Below are 17,403 nucleotides of genomic sequence, written 5' to 3'. Positions count from 1 at the left end.
ACCCACAGTTATTTAATCTGTAAAATAAAAAAACTTTCTTTACAAACGTAAAGAAAGTGAAATTGACAGTATTTATTCATAAAATAGTAATGTCTTTCCACTTCCCTACGCTAGTATTAACCAGATCAGGTACTAAGAGTCTCAAATTCTCATTTGATCTCAGCCTATAATAGGCCCCCCTAGTGGATAAATATTTAATTTTCGTATTGTATTCATCATAACATACTTCATGTTACTGTCAAAAACATTCATGATACTGCTACTTAAAACCCTTCTTCTTTTCTTACTTTTAATGAAGTTTCAATAATCATATCTAATAGTTTACTATAATGAATACCAGCTGCATCTGCACTTTTCGGTAGTAAACTTGCTTGTGTCATCCCTGGTAATGTATTAACCTCCATTACATATGGAGTTCCGTCCTTTACCATCATATCCACCCTTGCATAAACGCTGCATTTCAATGCTTTATAACAAGCCAGTGACGCTTTGTTTACACGTTCCTTCAATTCATCTGGAAGTTCGATAACTTCTTCAATTGTACTAGCATCATCATATTTCGCATTGTAATCAAAGAACTCCGCCGCATGTCGAATTGAAATGATAGGTAACTGTTTTCCATCAAAAATTGAACATGTAATCTCGTCACCTTTTATATACTTCTCTATTACAACTTCAGAATCCCATTCAAACACAGTTTCCAGCATTAAAATTAATTCATCTTTATCATATACAATCTTTACCCCAACACTTGAGCCACCAGAGTTTGGTTTTACCACTAATGGAAACCCTAACGTATTTAATTCATCAACATTTAGATCCGCCATTTTTGTAAGTTCAATCCAATCGGGTGTTTCTATACCTTCATAGCGTAAAATCTTTTTCGAAATATTTTTGTCCATACATAAACCGCTAGATAACATATTGCTCCCGCTATAAGGAATACCTAAACTTTCAAGCGTGCCTTGAACCGTCCCATCTTCTCCGTATTTTCCGTGTAATGCGAGCAGCGCAAAATCAATGTCTTTCGCTTTTTCGATTAAATCCATTTTTTCATTTAACGTAATTGGTACGATCTCATATTTATTTTCATCTAAATTTGCAATCATTTCATTTCCAGTCATAATTGATACTTGTTTTTCAGAGGATACTCCACCCATAATAACGCCAATTCTCATTTCCTCAACTCCAAATTTCAGTTTTTATTGTATCACCGATTATTTTGATTCCACGAACTATTTCTTCTTCTTTCAGACGTGAAAATCCTAATCGAAAAGTAGTTGCTCCTCCTCCATCAGAATAAAAAACATCTCCAGGAGAAAATGTAACCCCTTGCTCATAACACTTTTGTAAAAGTGTGCGGGCATGAATTTTTTCTTCTAACTCTATAAATAAATGAAGTCCACCATCACCCGTCATTCTTTGAAACGGAATGTACTCGTTACACGCCCCAACAGCTAACTCATATTTTTTCTTATAAACAGATCTTGCCTTTTTTAAATATTTTTCAAAATATCCTTCATGTAAATATTGAAATAGAACAGCTTGATCTAACGTAGATGTGTGAATCGTTCTTGCTCTTTTTACACTTTCTAAATGATGAATCAGTTCTTTATCTGCGATGATCCAGCCTACACGTAAACCAGGGAAAAGTACCTTTGAAAAGCTACTAATATAAATTACATTATTACCAGCGCCAGCAAAAGTTAATAATGGCGCTAAGTGTGAACCTGAATAACGTAGCTCTTCATTAAATCCATCTTCTATAATAGGAACTTTATATTTGGAGAATAATCTCATCAGTTCCGTTCTTTTCTCCGAACTCGTAACAATTCCGGTTGGATTATGATAGGAAGGAATTAAATATGCGAAATCAAACTCTTTTTCAAGCAAACTTTTTTCTACTTCGTTCGTATCGATGCCATCTTCATTCATATTAATTCCGTGAACTTCAAGTCCATGTAAACGGAAAAGCTTCAATGCAGCATGGTGAGTTGGATTCTCACAAATAACCCGCCCTGATTTCTTCGATAACGAGGATAGCACGATGTCTAATCCTTCTGTAAATCCATTTGTAATTAAAATATCTTTGTTCGAAATATCTACACCTTTCATTTCCATATAATGAAGTAGATAATTCATTAAAGGTCTATAACCTTTTGCGTATCCGTAGTTTAATACGACATCCCCTTCAATGGACATACGAGTAAGAAAAGCTCTTTTGAAATTTTCCACATCAAATAGCTTTTCGTCCGGAGCAATGCTATTAAAAACAATCATTCCTTTTTCCCAGCGAACACCATGTTTCATTAAATCTAATTCATCCGCTAATAAGGTAACTGTATTAAGTTTATTTTTCCAATCTATTTCAACAGACGAAGTGTTCGATATATCAACCTTCGCTACAAAATTCCCTTTACCTTTAACTGCATAAATGAGTCCTTCTTGCTCTAAATCCGCATAAGCAGCGAGTACAGTATTTCTACTCACACTAAGTAATTCACTTAGTTCCCTAGTTGAAGGGATTTTTTGATCCCCGAGCAAATGACCTTTCATAATCATCTTTTTCAAATAATCTTTCAATTGAATATAAACGGGACGATCTTTCACAACTTTAAAATCTTTAAACAATTCCTTACCCCCTGCAATCATTTTTGCATATTTATTTCTTTCTCAAAAGGTCCACTACATATGTATTTTTTATAAAGGGCGGTACGGTTTTATAAAGTGAAGGCTAGTAATCCATGGGGATATTACCCCTCATTAATACGGTACAAATCTTTACGATATAAGTTAATAATATCTTTTAAAGCTGCTGCTGCGGCTCCGCGTGGATTAGAAGCACCACCAATTGTAGTAACTTGCCCCATCGTATCTGTAAAGAACGTAATTCCTTTTTCTGTCCCATTTACTTTTGCTAGCGGATGATCTTTATCTATTTCGTACGGTTCCACATGAAGAGCCACTTTACCATCCTTATCCTTATATGCTGAAGCTATTAATTTAATATATTTATTCTGTTCTTTAGCATTTCGAATTTGTTGTTTTGTAACATGCTCGATTCCTTTTATATGTATATCGGTAAGCGTATTTTCCGTTCCCATTAAACTGTTTGTCAAAAGTAACAATTTACACGCACTATCAGAACCACTTACATCTAATATTGGGTTCGTTTCAGCAATTCCTTTACTTTGCGCTTCTTTCAGTGCTTCTTCAAACGTAATATCTTCCTCATTCATTTTCGAAAGAATATAATTTGTAGTCCCGTTTAATATTCCTTCTATTTTTTCAATATGGCAACCAGCTAAACTAAATTGACCAATATCAAGTGTCGGTAATGCCGCAGCAGTTGCACCACTATATCGAATTCGTACATTTGCGATTTTTGCTGCTTCATTTAGTTCTCTCCAGTTTGTAACGAGTGCACCTTTTGAAATTGCTACTATATCCATTTGTTTTTCAATCGCTTGTTTTATATATTGTTTTCCTGGATTTCCATCTTTAAGATTTGTAACGGTTGATTCTACTAATACAGTTCCACTTATGCTAGTTGTTGCTCGTTCCTCTGGATGATGTTCAATGTATTCTTCAATTGCAGCGCTACCGCCACCATACATTAATAAGTGCTGAATAGATAATCCGTCCTCATTATGTATTGCAATATTTCTACCTAATACGCCACTTACAACTAATTGAATCCTATATGTTTCATATATATATGAATATTTTTCGTTTAATAATTTTACAAACTCTCTGCCAACTGTTCCATATCCTGATAATACAACTTGAATTTTCATAATATACCCCCATATTTTTCTACCATATCCCTCTTTCAATATAATATAAAGCGCCCTCGAATTCCATCGAGAGCGCTTTATTATTACCTATTTCGGTAATCTTGATAACTTTTCTGCAATTGTTCTATAAAACTCTTGAATGCTAGAAAAACCTAACGTATCTGAAACACTTAATCCTACCATGTCGAGATGGTCCCAATTTTCTTTCGTTTCGATATGATTCCATTTTCCAATCTGTAAAATCTCATTATTATTTACAGCAGTATTAGAAGAAGGTGCAATCATAGAATTTGTATTTACTACACCATCATTTTGCCACCAAGAAGTATTTATTACTGGTCGATTCTCTTCATATCTTGCGTAAGAACCTAAGAAGAATGCATTTCCCATTAATACTTTATTCATCGTTATATGAGGTAGATGCAAACCAGTTATAAGTGCAGCTTGCGATGCATGTCCACTATATGATAAGTAATACACATCTGATTGCGTCTTTACCCAATTATTAAGCTCCTTTGCACCATCAGTACTTAAATCCCATTGACTAATGTCTTTTGTATTTTTCCAAATTGAACTATTTAAAATACGATCAGTATAATGGAAAGAGGACTCTCCAGTATTCTTTTTTAACCCCCATTGATCCAATTTAAAATCGTATAATGATAAATTATTGTTTCCTCCTAAACTTGCAGCTGTAATGAGTAAATCTTTAACGAACGGCAGTAGAAGACTACCATCCGCCAGTGTTGTGCCATTGTGAGGAGTTGCTAATGTTGTAACACTATGAACGTATGATTTCTCGCCCTCAAATAGTGGTGATATTTTTGTGTTCGGGTGATTTTTTACATGATTTTTTTCTTCAAAACTTCCTTCTTTTAATAGCTGTACTAATGTTCTAATCGTTTGTCCGCCCATGCTATGCCCAACTAAATGAACTTTATTTGTTTCACTCCAATTCGGTGCAAAACCACTATAAGTTCTGCCAAAACGATTATGTCCATGTTTCTCAGCATGTGCGGCACCGTAGTCTACTGTACCACCGTTAATTTGCGCATATAATTCACATACACGATCCCAGTTACTAGAAACAGGTCCAACAGCTGCGGTATGTACCGTATAACCATTGCGTTTCAAATCTTCCTGTATATCATGAACACCACCCCAATATTTAACCCCTAACATTTCCTCTCTACCCCACCCAGCAAATCCATTCACTAATATGATAGGATAATTATTTTGTTGCCTTTCTTCAGCGTAAATTGCTTTTGCTGTGAATAAAAACACAGTCCCTATTGCAAATAAACATATTTTTAATAATAATTTCCCCATGATTCCTCCCCCTAATAAAACGTTTACATTTTTCTATAAAAAAGAAAAACACAATTCGTTTATAACTTAAACATAATGTAAAGTATTTTATATACATTGTATATATAGAAAACATACACAAATGTTGATAAATATTAATTCAAGTAAACAATTACTTTTTACAATACAACTTGTAAATCTGATTATTTGAATTTATAATTAGTTATAGTTTCCTCATGATATAATGATTTAAAAATCATAAGAAAAATAATTTCAATGCTTGAAAAGGAGGGAAAAGCATGCAAATCGGATCAAACATTCATACATTATCTCAACCTACTAAAATAACTCCATTTAATCTTGAGCATAATACTATCTCTTCTACTAAACTTGAAGGTAAGAAAGCAAATGATCCTATCAAATTCGATATTCGTTCATCTGAAAAAGACATGAAACAGCCTGTGCATAAATTTAACGAATTAGATTTATGGAAAATGTTAAAAGATAAAGGTGTTCCTTTATGGATCATCCTTGAAATGCTACAAAAAGTACGTAAAGAAAAGGAAGCTCAAAATAATTCAATTCAACATTCAAATACGATTGAAGAAACGAATGAGACTCATTTAAATGAAGTAATGTAATAAACGGGCCTATAAACTAAAAAGAGTTCGAGGTTGATAAAGTTTCTATCAACCTCGAACTCTTTTTTAAGATTTTTCTTCAATTGTTACAAACTGAAAAGATACTTCTCCTTCCAAACCTTTAATTAGCTTTTTTGCTTTAACATTTTCATTAACTAATGTATTATCTGTCGACATTTTAGGTTTTTCATCACCTAAATACTTTTTCAGATGTAGAAGTTGCATATTCGTTTCATTTGCTTTTATTTCCTTATACAAACTATTTCTTGTTACCATTACATACCATTGAGTTGGATATATACGAGTATTACCTATCCAAGCATCACTATCATATTTAACAGAAATCTCTTTTCCTTCTAATTCAATACTTTTCAAATTCTTTTCGTCTTCTTGTGCAAACAGTAACGAACCCTCTTTCGGGAATTGCGGTAACTTATTTATAGTTATATAATTGGAACTATTATCTCGTTTGCGAAAAACTTTTGCTTTAATTAATGCTTGTGCAGTAGATTCATTTAAAATTAATACTTGGCCATTTCCAAATTTAACTTTTTTCACAGAAAACACTTCATTTTCTTTTGTAATTTCTTGATAACGATTAATAATTGGCGAAGTTTTATTCTCATCCCCAATGATTAATAAACCGTTTGCAGGAAATGGATTTTCCTTTTTAGTGCATGCACTAAAACTTATTAAAAATAGTATCGTTAACATACAAATAGTTAAAGTTCTTCTCATCGCGTTTCCTTTCATCATACAGTTCATTTTTTACGTACTTTTGTGTAGTCTTACAAGCTACTATACTCTATTGCTCCATAACCTTATACAGCTTTTGCAGATAACGCCAACGGGTTATAAAGAAATATAAAACTTGTATACATATAAATGAAATTAAAATCATGATAGAACTATTTAAAATAGAAAAGTCTACTAATTGTTGTAATGCCATATAAGCAACTACAGTATGAATTACTGCAACAATAATTGGTAAGAAGAACATTAATACTAACTGTCTCGTTACAACTTTTTTTAATTCTCGTTTACTTAATCCCATTTTCGAAATCATTTTATATTGCTGTTGATCGCGATCCAAATCTGTATATAATCTGAAATAAATAAAACTAGCGGCGAATGTAAAGAAGACGATTCCGACTAAAACACTTGCCATAAGTAATAGCCCATTCGTTTGCTTTGCACTTAACAAGTCTATAGTTAAAGCTCGAAATTGGAAATTACCTTCTCTCATATCTTCCTCGAATGTACTAATTAATTCGTTTGAAATTTTCTTCGTTTTCATCCAATCGTCTACAACAAATCCGTAAGTACGAAATGGACTATCTTGATTAACTGGGTCACTAGTAAAAGGTATTCCATCATATACCTGATCTTGAACAGCGATATAAATACTTCTAGAATTATGTGGTAAAACTAAATTTTCTACAGCTTTTTTCACATGAAATGTCTTCGTCCAGTCACCTTGAATGACTTCTATATTCTTTTTATACTCGCCATTTTTAAATTCTTGTTTTTGTGATACAACTCCAGGAATTAATATAATTTCATCTTCTTTTTCAATCGTTTCTTGTTGATACCCAAGTGCTTTTGCAAGATCGTTATATTCACTTAACTTCATTATATTCACGTTACTTTCTGTGTATATATATGAAGATGAAGCCATTCGATACGGAATATTAGCATCAGAAAGGTGTTTTTTTATAATAGAAAGATTTTTATTTAATACTTTGTCGTTTTCAAAACTTCCATACAAAAAGGTATACGGATTTGTCATCCTTACCAAATCCCTATTTCCAATTGCAGCTGTTGTACCAATCGCTGTAAATGCAACTGCTGAAACAATAGATACTATAAAAAACATCGTTGCATTATCTTTCATACGGTATATTAATTCTGAAAATGTTAATATATTGGTTCTCTTTAAAAAGAAAGATTCACTCCTTTTCACAAGATGCAATATATAAACGCTACACTGTGTATATAAAAAGTACGTTCCTATAATTACTAGGATCACACCCATTCCGAGCGTAATAAAACTATAACTTGGGATAAAGCGGAATACTAAAATATAGCCATATCCTATACTAATTAAAGAAAATAGTGATAATAAAATTGAAGATTTCGGTTCAGGTTTTGGCTTTTCCTCCGCTTGAATAAGTTCCACAAGTTCTGTTACTTTTACCATTTTAAATGTAAAAAGTGAAACGATTAAAAACAAGAAAAGGAATGTGATAACTGTTAAAAATACAGCCTGCACTGGTATATAAAAAGGTAAACCATTATTAATCATTAATACACTTGCGCTTATCAATAAGACTAGTTTAGAAAATATGAGTCCAATGAAAATCCCTATACAAATTGAACCAAGTCCAATTAACATATTTTCAATTAACAATAACTTCTTAAGTTGTCTCATTGACATACCTTGCATCATTAATATGCCAAATTCTTTCTTACGCGTTTTTAAAAATGAACTCACTGAATATAGAATGAAGAAAAATGAAAATACAAAAATCAAGCCTTGCGAAACTGAAAATCCCAATGTACCGTATGCACTTATTGTTGCACTTGTTGATTTTAATTCCCCTTGTAAATCAGGGTGAAATAATAACAGAGCATACGTGAAGAAAATCATAATAGAAAATGCACTACTCAAAAAATGAGCTGCATATGTACGCTTATTACGAAAAATATTATTAAATGCGAACTGACGAAAAGTCATGCCTTTTCCCTCCTAACAAAGAAAGGACATCCATAATTTTTTGATAAAACGCTTGCCTGCTTTCGCCACAATAAATTTCATTATATAGTTGACCATCTTTAATAAAAATTACTCTGCTGCAAAAGCTCGCTGCATACGGATCATGTGTCACTAACATCATCGTTGCTTTTTCTTCTTTATTAAGCGTATCGAGCATCTCCATTACATCATTTGAAGATTTAGAATCCAAGTTCCCTGTTGGCTCATCCGCAAGTAATAATTGCGGCTTATGAACAATCGCACGAGCGATTGCTGTTCGCTGAGCTTGCCCTCCAGATATTTCAAATGTTCTTTTATTCAATATATCTGTAATATTTAATTTCTCTGCAATTTCTTGTACGCGTTTGTTCATTTCTTGCACAGAAACGCCATCTAATGTCATCGGCAATACGATATTTTCCTTCACTGTAAGCGTGCTAAGTAAATTAAATGATTGAAAAACAAATCCTAATTGTTTCCTACGGAATAAAGCTAAATCTTCTGATGATAATTGGAAAGGATTTGTACCGTTTATTACTATTTCTCCCGATGTTGGAGAATCGATAGTAGATACCATATTTAATAACGTTGTTTTCCCGCTACCTGATGGCCCCATGATCCCTATAAATTCACCTTCTTGAATTGATAAATCAATATCTACTAATGCTTTAAAAGGTACTTTCCCTTTATATACTTTACTAATACTTTTTGCATGTAAAATTTCCATGTATATTCTCCCTTCATTTGCACTGCTCACTATAAAGTGTAAATGAATTGTCATACAGCTCATATTGATTCATCTTTCATTTATCTTACACGCTTGTAAGATTTCTAAAAAAACTGACAATAAAACTGTTTTCAAACTAAAATTATCGCATAACTATCTTATAATAATTGTATAGTGGTAGAAAATACAATCTTATATCAAATCTTTATTATATAAATGCAAAAAAGCTTAGAGTTTTAGCTCTAAGCTTTTTTGCATTGCATAATCGCTCCCTTTAAAGAGCACTATTTTTTATCCCTCCGGATTTACTCAATACATAATGATTATAAATTTGATTTTCTATCATCTGTTGACCCAAATAAGTAAACCCGCATTTTTCAATAACTTTATTTGATGGCACATTTTTAATTAAAGCAATCGCGTTAAGGACATCCACATTTGTATTTTCAAATAAATAACCGATCAAGCCTTTTGTCGCTTTCGTTGCATAACCATTATTATGATATTCACTTGAAACAGCATACATAATTTCTCTGTTCGGTGCAGGGAGTTCATCTTTCATGCCTGTGCAGCACCATCCAATAAATTCATTTGTGGTTTTCTTAAATATTCCTAGTCTTAATATGTGATCATCTATGTTAGTCCTAGTTCTAACAGCATGAAGAAACGCTTTGTTTTCTGGTATTTCATCATTTGTAACCCAATTAACTCTTTGTTCTTTCGTTGATTTCCAGTCTGGTAAAAACTTTTCTATTTCTGGTTGATTTGCTATTTTATAAATACTCTCTGCATCTTTGACCGTAAACTCTTGTAGGTATAGATCACCACAATCTATTCTAAATAACTTAGTCAAACTCTCTTCTCCCATCTTAATCCCCCTTCCTTACGTTAAAGCGCCTTAATCTGCTTCGTAAGTTCCATAAACCGTTCATCTAGTTCTTTATATTCTTTGTCTTTAGAAGTTAAAAAGCTTAATTTCCCTAATACTTCTTGTCTTTCTGTTTCTAATGTTAAACGTAGCTCTTCAATTTCATCTCTTGTTTTCGTAGGTTCTTCTAGCTGCCTTTGTATCGTATTGTTTAAAAACACGAGTTTTGTGTTAGTTGTTTTCTCTAGAAAATATCGATCGTGGGAAACGATAACGAGTGTTCCGTTGTACTCAGCTAATGTATTTTCAAGTTGTTCACGTGAAGGAAGATCAAGGTGATTCGTAGGTTCATCTAGAATAAGTACATCTTTTTCATCTAAAATATAAGCCATTAGCTTACATTTTACTCGTTCACCCATACTCATATGCTGAATCGGCTCTTTCCATTGAGAAGCTTGGAACCCTAAATGTTTCATTAAATTTTGTACTTTTCCTCTTCCTTCAAATGTCTCTTTATAAAATAAATCTTCTGGTGTTTTATCAAGTGGTAAATCAAATACTTCTTGTGTTAAATAACCGATGTTTGCAGATGGTGAAATCCATACTTCCCCTGCAGCAGTTTCGTTTCCCATTATCATCTTCAGTAAAGTTGTTTTCCCGCTACCATTCGGACCAATAATCGCAACCTTCTCACCGTGCTGGATTGTAAAATTAACGTTTTCAAATAATGTCCGATTGTTAAATTCTTTCCGCAATTGTTTTACTTCTAAGAAACGTTTTCCTACTTTTTTACTCGCTTGAATAGAGAATTCAACTGAATACTCCTCTTTCACACGTTCTACTTTCGTTTTCTCTAGCTCTTTTTCAAGTCGTTTTCGTTTTGACTTCACTTGTGCATCCATTCGCTTCGCCTTTACGCGATAGAATTCTTTCACTCCTTCTTGTTTTGTAGACTGCGCATGTGCCTTTTGTGACCATGAACTTAATTCTTTTATATGCGTTTCTACTTGTTCTATCTTTTTTTGTTGTTTTTCATATTCACGCTGCTGCGTCATTCTTTTATGCTCACGAGCTTTCATATAACTCGTATAATTCCCGCTATGGTCAATTAATTTCTTATCCTCAATTGACCATATTCTTGTTGCGATAACATCTAAAAAATATCGATCATGTGATACGACGAGGACTGTACCTTTCATGTTTTTTATTTGTTTAATGAGAAATTCCGTACTCATCTCATCTAGATGATTTGTCGGTTCGTCTAATATTAGGACATTAGGATTTTCGGCAAATCCTTTTGCCAATCGAACTTTCAGCTTTTCACCACCACTTAAAGTAAGAAAATCATTCGTTGGCACGCCCCATTTCGCAAGTAGTTCTGCTTCTTTTGCAATCATATCCTTACTAACGAAAGATTCTTTTTCTTGTTCAACATATGCTGTTGTCATATTCATTTGCATCCATTCAACAGTACCTTTTGATGGTTCAATCTTCCCATTTATTAATTGAAGTAACGTTGATTTACCAGCCCCGTTTTTACCAATTAATCCGATAATATCCCCTTGTCTTACTGTCACATTCATTTTCTCTAACAAAGTATTTTCCTTTATTTCAACATAAACATCATTTAATTTTAATAGTTCTTTCATAATACCGATCCCTTTCATTAAGGGAGAATAAAAAATCCTCCCAAATAAATTTGGCAGGATTAGTCGTTAAAATATTTATACCCAAATAAGCTATTGCGTAACATAAATAGCAATACCGTTGTATGGAAATTGGGCAGACTAATCCTATTTTTTATAAATTGAAATTTATTGAATTTCAACATTTAAAAATAAGATTAGTTAATCATCGTCCACCCATCATTCCTTTCCTTCATTAGTAACCATATTGTACCATGATAGTACTGTATGAGTAAATGAATTATATGTGCTGCTATAAAGATTGCTTTCTTCTAGGTCTATTTATCATTTCTTAACTTCATATTTAAAAAGTACAAATTACATTTGCTGTACCACTTGCTTTAGATTTCCCTAGTAATAAACTTCTAAGCACTCCTTCTTATATAATTTTTATATAACTGTATGATTAATTTTATATTATACATACTACATTTCAGTTTTTATAATAAAGTTATCATTTTTAAGGAGGGATTCTACAATGGAATTTAGCAAACTCGGAAACAGTGGATTAACAGTAAGTAAGATTGCATATGGTAACTGGATAAACCATGGTGGAAAAGTAAATGAAGATATTGCAAATGAATGTGTGAAAGCCGCATTAGATGTTGGAATTACAACGTTCGATACTGCAGATGTTTATTCAGACACTATTGCTGAGGAAGTGCTTGGCCGCTCTTTGAAAGGTATACGCCGAGAAAGTATAGAACTTTGTACAAAAGTATGTCATCCGACCGGACCTGGAAAAAATGATCGAGGTTTATCACGAAAACATATTATAGAAAATTGTAATGCATCGTTACAACGGCTACATACAGACTACATTGATGTCTATTATGCACATCGATTCGATACAACAACACCTCTGGAAGAAACAATGTTAGCTTTCTCAGATCTTGTAAGACAAGGGAAAGTCCTTTATTTAGGCGTAAGTGAATGGACATCGGAGCAAATCACACGCGGTGCAGCACTTGCACGAGAATTGAAAATCCCTCTTATTGCTAGCCAACCTCAATATTCGATGTTGTGGCGAGTTATAGAAACTGATGTGATTCCAACATGTCTACGTGAAGGACTTGGCCAAATTGTTTGGTCTCCCCTCGCACAAGGTATTCTCACTGGAAAATATCAACCAGGTAAACCACTCCCCGCCCAATCACGTGCTAATTCAGATGCAGGAAAACCCTTTTTCAACAAACTCGTACAACGTTGGATGAGTGATGATGTACTTACTGCTATCCAGAAACTTAACCCTATTGCACAAGAAATTAACCTTACCCTATCTCAACTCGCAATTGCTTGGGTGTTACAAAATCCAGCTGTTTCTTCTGCAATTATTGGCGCTTCAGATCCGGAGCAAATAAGAGAAAATGTAATTGCTTCTAGTGTTACATTGTCACCTGAAATTATGGGTCAAATTGATAGTGTACTAAAAGGTTTCATTGAGTATGACCCAAGTAAAACAGGTTAAATCGTCAGTGACTTAACAATAAATATAGTACCTTTCCCAAATCACTACTGCCCATCCAATCAAGATGGGCCTTTACTTTTCGAATTGTGAAGTCGTATAAATCTCTCTAACAACTGCTAAGAAGTTCTCGAGCACGACAGACTTTTCATCCTGCCTCCATCCAGCGTATAAGTTTATTTCCGGTGTATGTTCCTCAATGTCTTTATATATGACTCCCGATTTTTTATAACTTTCCACCGATGATGGAACGACAGAAATTCCCATTCCTGCTGCAACTAAATTAACAATCGTCTGCATTTGAATTGCTTCTTGAACAATATTTAAACTTACTCCATGCTCCCAAAAGTAACTAATAATTAAATCATAAAAGTTAGTACCGAAATGACGAGGAAATAAAACAAATGGTTCATCTACTAGTTCTTTAATAGAAATATTAGGTAACGAAACTAATGCGTGATTTTCATGTAAAACCAATTTTAAACGTTCTTTAGAACAAACTTCGGAAGATAATATTTCATTATTCTGCTTAGAACGAATAAATCCAATATGAATTTGTTTTTCATAGAGTGCTTTTATTTGCTGGTCTGTTGTCATCTCGCGTAATATAAGCTGAATGTTAGGAAACCGTTCTCGAAATGTTATTAATATGTTTATAACCGTTTCTGTAGAATCGACAAAACCGATGATTAAATGCCCGATTTTCCCTTCCTCTACAAGCTGAGTTTCTTTAATCGTTCTTTCTACTTGAAGTAGCGTTTGTCGCGCACCTTCTAAAAAGATTTTCCCAGCATCAGTAAGCTCAACCATTCTCTTTGTCCTGTGAAGAAGTTGAACACCTAATTCTTCTTCCAACTTTCGAATTTCTTGACTTAAAGGCGGTTGTGCCATCATAAGACGTTCTGCCGCACGGCTAAAGTTTAATTCTTCTGCCACTGTTATGAAATATTTCATTTTACGAATATCCATTACAATCCCCCTAACGTTCACAACTAGGAAAAAAGCCCTCCTTCTAATAAATCGCAAATAAAAACAGGAGGAAAATATATCAATCCCTTTTCATTTCTTTTTTATAATAAATCATTTCATAAAAATACGAGAGATTTATACTAAGTTGAATTACTTGTTTTGGGCAATTTCATTACTTGCATATATTATTTAATTTACCATTTGGTTGCGTAACGAGTTCTTGCTATTTTATTCACCTAATTATAAAAACAAAATGTTATTCGTTAGCCAATAATCACTTATTGTTTTTCGATAAATTTTTATTGATTACCCCACTGTAATAAGCTATTATATATTTACAGAAAATATTAATGTAAGGGTTGATTTTATGGACAGGGCGTTAAAAATCACAAAGTTAAATATGTTTTTAAAGATTTTGCTCATCCCGATTATAGTAGGGATTATTGTTGGTATACTAACTAAATTGGGGCAAGGTATACTTCCAGGACATTGGAATTCATTAGCTAATCTAGGAAGCGTTTGGTTAGTTCCATCCTTTTTTATGGCTAGCTTTAGTTATTCTAAGCGTACAGCTATACTTTCTGGTATCCTTGCACTACTCGGTATGGTATTAGGCTACTATGGTTATGCAATAGTTATTAAAAATGTAGCTCACTCTATTTATTTTATATCTGTATGGATTGTATGTGCATTTATAGGAGGAACTATCTTTGGAATTGCAGGTTTTCTATGGAAAGATACTACAAATCCATTTCATAAATTCGGAAGTGCACTTATTGGTGGAGTTTTTGTAACGGATGGACTTCACATTCTTTTAAATTTTGAAGACTATAGTCATATGTTACCTGTTGGATATACCGAAGTGATAGTCGGGATTATCTTGATTCTTGTATTAGAACGCTCTAATGCTAATCGAATTTCTTCTTTCTTAATGATGGTTCCTATCACTATTTTAGGATTAATTGGATATACATTATTAAGTTTGTTTACTTAATTACAATACTGTATCATGAAAAAACAAAAGACTAATTCTATTATAATCCACAAAACATATCACGAATTCGAACATTATACTTATTAATGTTGATACACTTATTCACAGGATGGATTCATGAAGCTATCTCTTTCAAGGGGGTGGCTTTTTTCTTACAAAAACTATTTATCAGCTTTTTATTAAATATTTCTAATTTAACAATCGTATTTATTATCGTGTCATTATACATACTAAGATTACCTTTTACCATTTCATATAATCGCTATAAAGTGAAACTTTAATCAGCGGGGATTTTCTCCATCTCCCACTGATTATTAGCTGAACCAATTGGACTTTTATGGGCAGTTGATCCCTAACTTCTTTGCTTTCGCTGAATTTTGAGGTGGGGATCTTACTGCCCATTAAAGCGGGATAAAGTAAGGCTAAAAAACTTATCTCCAAAGTTCTTTAGCCTAGTTCTCTTATTTACACATTAAAAAATATAATTCGTACAACGGTACCTTTACCAACTTCTGAATGGATTTCTACACTATGTCCTAATTGTTTCGTAATTTCATATACTAGATATAGCCCCATTCCAGTTGATTCTTTAAAATCTCTGCCATTTTCTCCTGTAAAGAAAGGTTTAAACACTCTTGGTAAATCTTGCTTCGGTATCCCTACGCCATTATCGGCAATTTCAAGTATAACTGTATTACCTTCCTTACAAGCTTTCACTTTAATCTTTTCTCTACTACCTGATGAATATTTAATCGCATTCGATAGTATTTGTCCAATTAAAAATTGTAACCATTTCGCATCACTTTCTACACTAATGTCCTTATCAATATTAAGCTCTGGATATACAAAATTCCGGATAAAGAAGCGTTTATGTTCATGTACAGAATCATTCACTATTTTATGTAGTTGTACTTTTTCTACATAAAAATCTTGTGTAAATGCTTCTAAACGTGCGACATACAGAGCCATCTCTAACCCCTTTTTCAGCCTATCTGTTTCCTCATTTATACTTTCAAAACGTGAATCGACTTCATCTTGTGTAATTAATTCTATTACAGATAAAGGTGTTTTCATTTGATGAATCCACTGATTCATAAAAGTTAAATGATCATTATTTTTTCTCTCTTGTATTTGCAGCTGATTTTGATAATGTCGATATTGCACCTCAAGTAGTTCTTGAAGAGCATCAGATAAAGCTGCAAAATCTGATTTTTGAACAGATTCATCCAAAGAGTTCAACGGATTTACTAATCTTTCATAGAAAGTACGATGAGTAAAATAACGAAATACTAAATAGCCTACCATAAAAAAGACACCTAAAAACATTGCATATAATGCCGTTGCAATATGGTTATGCCCATCAAACCAATATACAAGAAATATGGCTAGTAATTGGATTGCTGTAAAACAAATAAGTGGTATATGATCACGAATAAATAATCTTATCATTTCTCCATACCAGTATCCCAAGTAATATGTAATCTATAACCGACACTACGAATCGTTTCAATCGCATCTTCAATCTGTAACGTTTTTAACTTTTTTCGCACACGTGTTGTATTTACACTTAATGTATTATCATCAACATAAGATTCGCTATCCCATAATTTATTCAACAACACTTCTCTACCCACAACACGCGGATAATTTTTCATTAACATTTCTAATAAAATGGCTTCGTTTCTCGTTATATCAATCTCTTGATTACGCAATTTCAATACAAGCCTTTCGGGATATAAACAAAGACCTTGTTGCTCAACCATCCGTTCTTCTACTTTCGGTGCATAATCTCCGTAAGCACGTCTTAAATGACTACGAATTTTAGCCATTACAACTTCGTAATGGAATGGCTTTGAAATGAAATCATCGCCACCGTTTTCAAGCGCCATAACTTGATCCATCGTGCCTTCACGAGCCGAAATAAATAATATCGGACATGTAGAAACTCCGCGAATTTGACGACACCAATAGTACCCATCAAAACTTGGTAAATTAATATCTAATAAAACTAACTCTGGTTGTTCTTCTAAAAAAATGTTTAATACATTTTGAAAATCCGATACAATAATTCCTTCATACCCGTATTTCGCGACATGTGTTGATAATAGTTCTGCAATTTTCATATCGTCTTCTACAATCATAATTTTAACCATGTGTTTACTCCTTTTTCGATCCACAATCTTATATTCAATTA

The 17,403-nt window shown here is 33.1% G+C and carries 15 protein-coding genes and 1 riboswitch; of the genes, 3 read left to right on the top strand and 12 right to left on the bottom strand.

The window, feature by feature from the left end; genetic code table 11:
* Positions 1-85: 85 nt before the first annotated feature.
* Positions 86-191, bottom strand: a riboswitch (TPP riboswitch).
* A 72-nt stretch (positions 192-263) separates the two neighbouring features.
* The 4 genes from ddlB to J0835_RS12575 form a co-directional block, all read right to left on the bottom strand.
* Positions 264-1,178, bottom strand: coding sequence for a D-alanine--D-alanine ligase (gene ddlB / locus J0835_RS12590; protein WP_087980527.1), 915 nt, complete (start codon positions 1,176-1,178; stop codon positions 264-266).
* Between the two features lie 4 nt (positions 1,179-1,182).
* Positions 1,183-2,631, bottom strand: coding sequence for a MocR-like pyridoxine biosynthesis transcription factor PdxR (gene pdxR / locus J0835_RS12585; protein ID WP_087980526.1), 1,449 nt, complete (start codon positions 2,629-2,631; stop codon positions 1,183-1,185).
* Positions 2,632-2,753: 122 nt separating this feature from the next.
* Positions 2,754-3,797, bottom strand: coding sequence for a homoserine dehydrogenase (locus J0835_RS12580; protein WP_087980525.1), 1,044 nt, complete (start codon positions 3,795-3,797; stop codon positions 2,754-2,756).
* A gap of 87 nt (positions 3,798-3,884) precedes the next feature.
* Positions 3,885-5,126, bottom strand: coding sequence for an esterase/lipase family protein (locus J0835_RS12575; protein ID WP_087980524.1), 1,242 nt, complete (start codon positions 5,124-5,126; stop codon positions 3,885-3,887).
* A 278-nt stretch (positions 5,127-5,404) separates the two neighbouring features.
* Here J0835_RS12575 and J0835_RS12570 point away from each other — a divergent pair, with 278 nt between their 5' ends.
* Positions 5,405-5,746 (top strand): DUF3914 domain-containing protein, encoded by a 342-nt coding sequence (locus tag J0835_RS12570; protein ID WP_087980523.1) that lies wholly within the window; start codon positions 5,405-5,407, stop codon positions 5,744-5,746.
* 66 nt (positions 5,747-5,812) lie between these two features.
* On the opposite strand, the gene J0835_RS12565 is transcribed toward J0835_RS12570, so the two are convergent.
* The 5 genes from J0835_RS12565 to abc-f all read right to left on the bottom strand — a co-directional run bounded on the left by J0835_RS12565 (position 5,813) and on the right by abc-f (position 11,745).
* The gene (locus tag J0835_RS12565) at positions 5,813-6,484 is read right to left on the bottom strand and encodes a lipoprotein BA_5634 family protein (protein ID WP_087980833.1); all 672 of its coding nucleotides are present in this window, start codon (positions 6,482-6,484) and stop codon (positions 5,813-5,815) included.
* A 67-nt stretch (positions 6,485-6,551) separates the two neighbouring features.
* The gene (locus J0835_RS12560; RefSeq protein WP_087980522.1) at positions 6,552-8,483 is read right to left on the bottom strand and encodes an ABC transporter permease; all 1,932 of its coding nucleotides are present in this window, start codon (positions 8,481-8,483) and stop codon (positions 6,552-6,554) included.
* Positions 8,458-9,228, bottom strand: a complete 771-nt coding sequence (locus J0835_RS12555; protein WP_087980521.1) for an ABC transporter ATP-binding protein — start codon at positions 9,226-9,228, stop codon at positions 8,458-8,460. The genes J0835_RS12560 and J0835_RS12555 overlap by 26 nt, the downstream gene beginning before the upstream one ends.
* Before the next feature lie 274 nt (positions 9,229-9,502).
* Positions 9,503-10,096, bottom strand: a complete 594-nt coding sequence (locus J0835_RS12550; protein WP_087980520.1) for a GNAT family N-acetyltransferase — start codon at positions 10,094-10,096, stop codon at positions 9,503-9,505.
* A 20-nt stretch (positions 10,097-10,116) separates the two neighbouring features.
* Positions 10,117-11,745: a ribosomal protection-like ABC-F family protein gene (gene abc-f, locus J0835_RS12545; protein WP_087980832.1), complete on the bottom strand. Its 1,629-nt coding sequence runs from the start codon at positions 11,743-11,745 to the stop codon at positions 10,117-10,119.
* Positions 11,746-12,259: 514 nt separating this feature from the next.
* On the opposite strand from abc-f, the gene J0835_RS12540 reads away from it, so the two are divergent.
* Entirely contained in the window at positions 12,260-13,249 is a 990-nt protein-coding gene (locus J0835_RS12540) for an aldo/keto reductase family protein (RefSeq protein ID WP_087980519.1), read from the top strand.
* Between the two features lie 72 nt (positions 13,250-13,321).
* On the opposite strand, the gene J0835_RS12535 is transcribed toward J0835_RS12540, so the two are convergent.
* The gene (locus J0835_RS12535; protein ID WP_087980518.1) at positions 13,322-14,215 is read right to left on the bottom strand and encodes a LysR family transcriptional regulator; all 894 of its coding nucleotides are present in this window, start codon (positions 14,213-14,215) and stop codon (positions 13,322-13,324) included.
* Between the two features lie 367 nt (positions 14,216-14,582).
* On the opposite strand from J0835_RS12535, the gene J0835_RS12530 reads away from it, so the two are divergent.
* A complete protein-coding gene (locus J0835_RS12530; protein ID WP_087980517.1) occupies positions 14,583-15,209 on the top strand; it encodes a DUF6518 family protein in 627 nt (208 codons plus the stop codon).
* A 465-nt stretch (positions 15,210-15,674) separates the two neighbouring features.
* Here J0835_RS12530 and J0835_RS12525 read toward each other — a convergent pair whose 3' ends face one another.
* Both J0835_RS12525 and J0835_RS12520 read right to left on the bottom strand, forming a co-directional pair.
* Positions 15,675-16,658, bottom strand: a complete 984-nt coding sequence (locus tag J0835_RS12525; protein ID WP_087980516.1) for a sensor histidine kinase — start codon at positions 16,656-16,658, stop codon at positions 15,675-15,677.
* Positions 16,655-17,362 (bottom strand): response regulator transcription factor, encoded by a 708-nt coding sequence (locus tag J0835_RS12520; protein WP_000238985.1) that lies wholly within the window; start codon positions 17,360-17,362, stop codon positions 16,655-16,657. Before J0835_RS12520 ends, J0835_RS12525 begins: the two co-directional genes overlap by 4 nt.
* Positions 17,363-17,403 lie beyond the last annotated feature (41 nt).

The sequence above is a fragment of the Bacillus cereus group sp. Sample62 genome, from assembly GCF_036851315.1.
Lineage (GTDB): Bacteria > Bacillota > Bacilli > Bacillales > Bacillaceae_G > Bacillus_A > Bacillus_A wiedmannii.
Note: the sequence above shows the minus strand (reverse complement) of the source record. Positions and strands in the feature narration are given on the sequence as shown.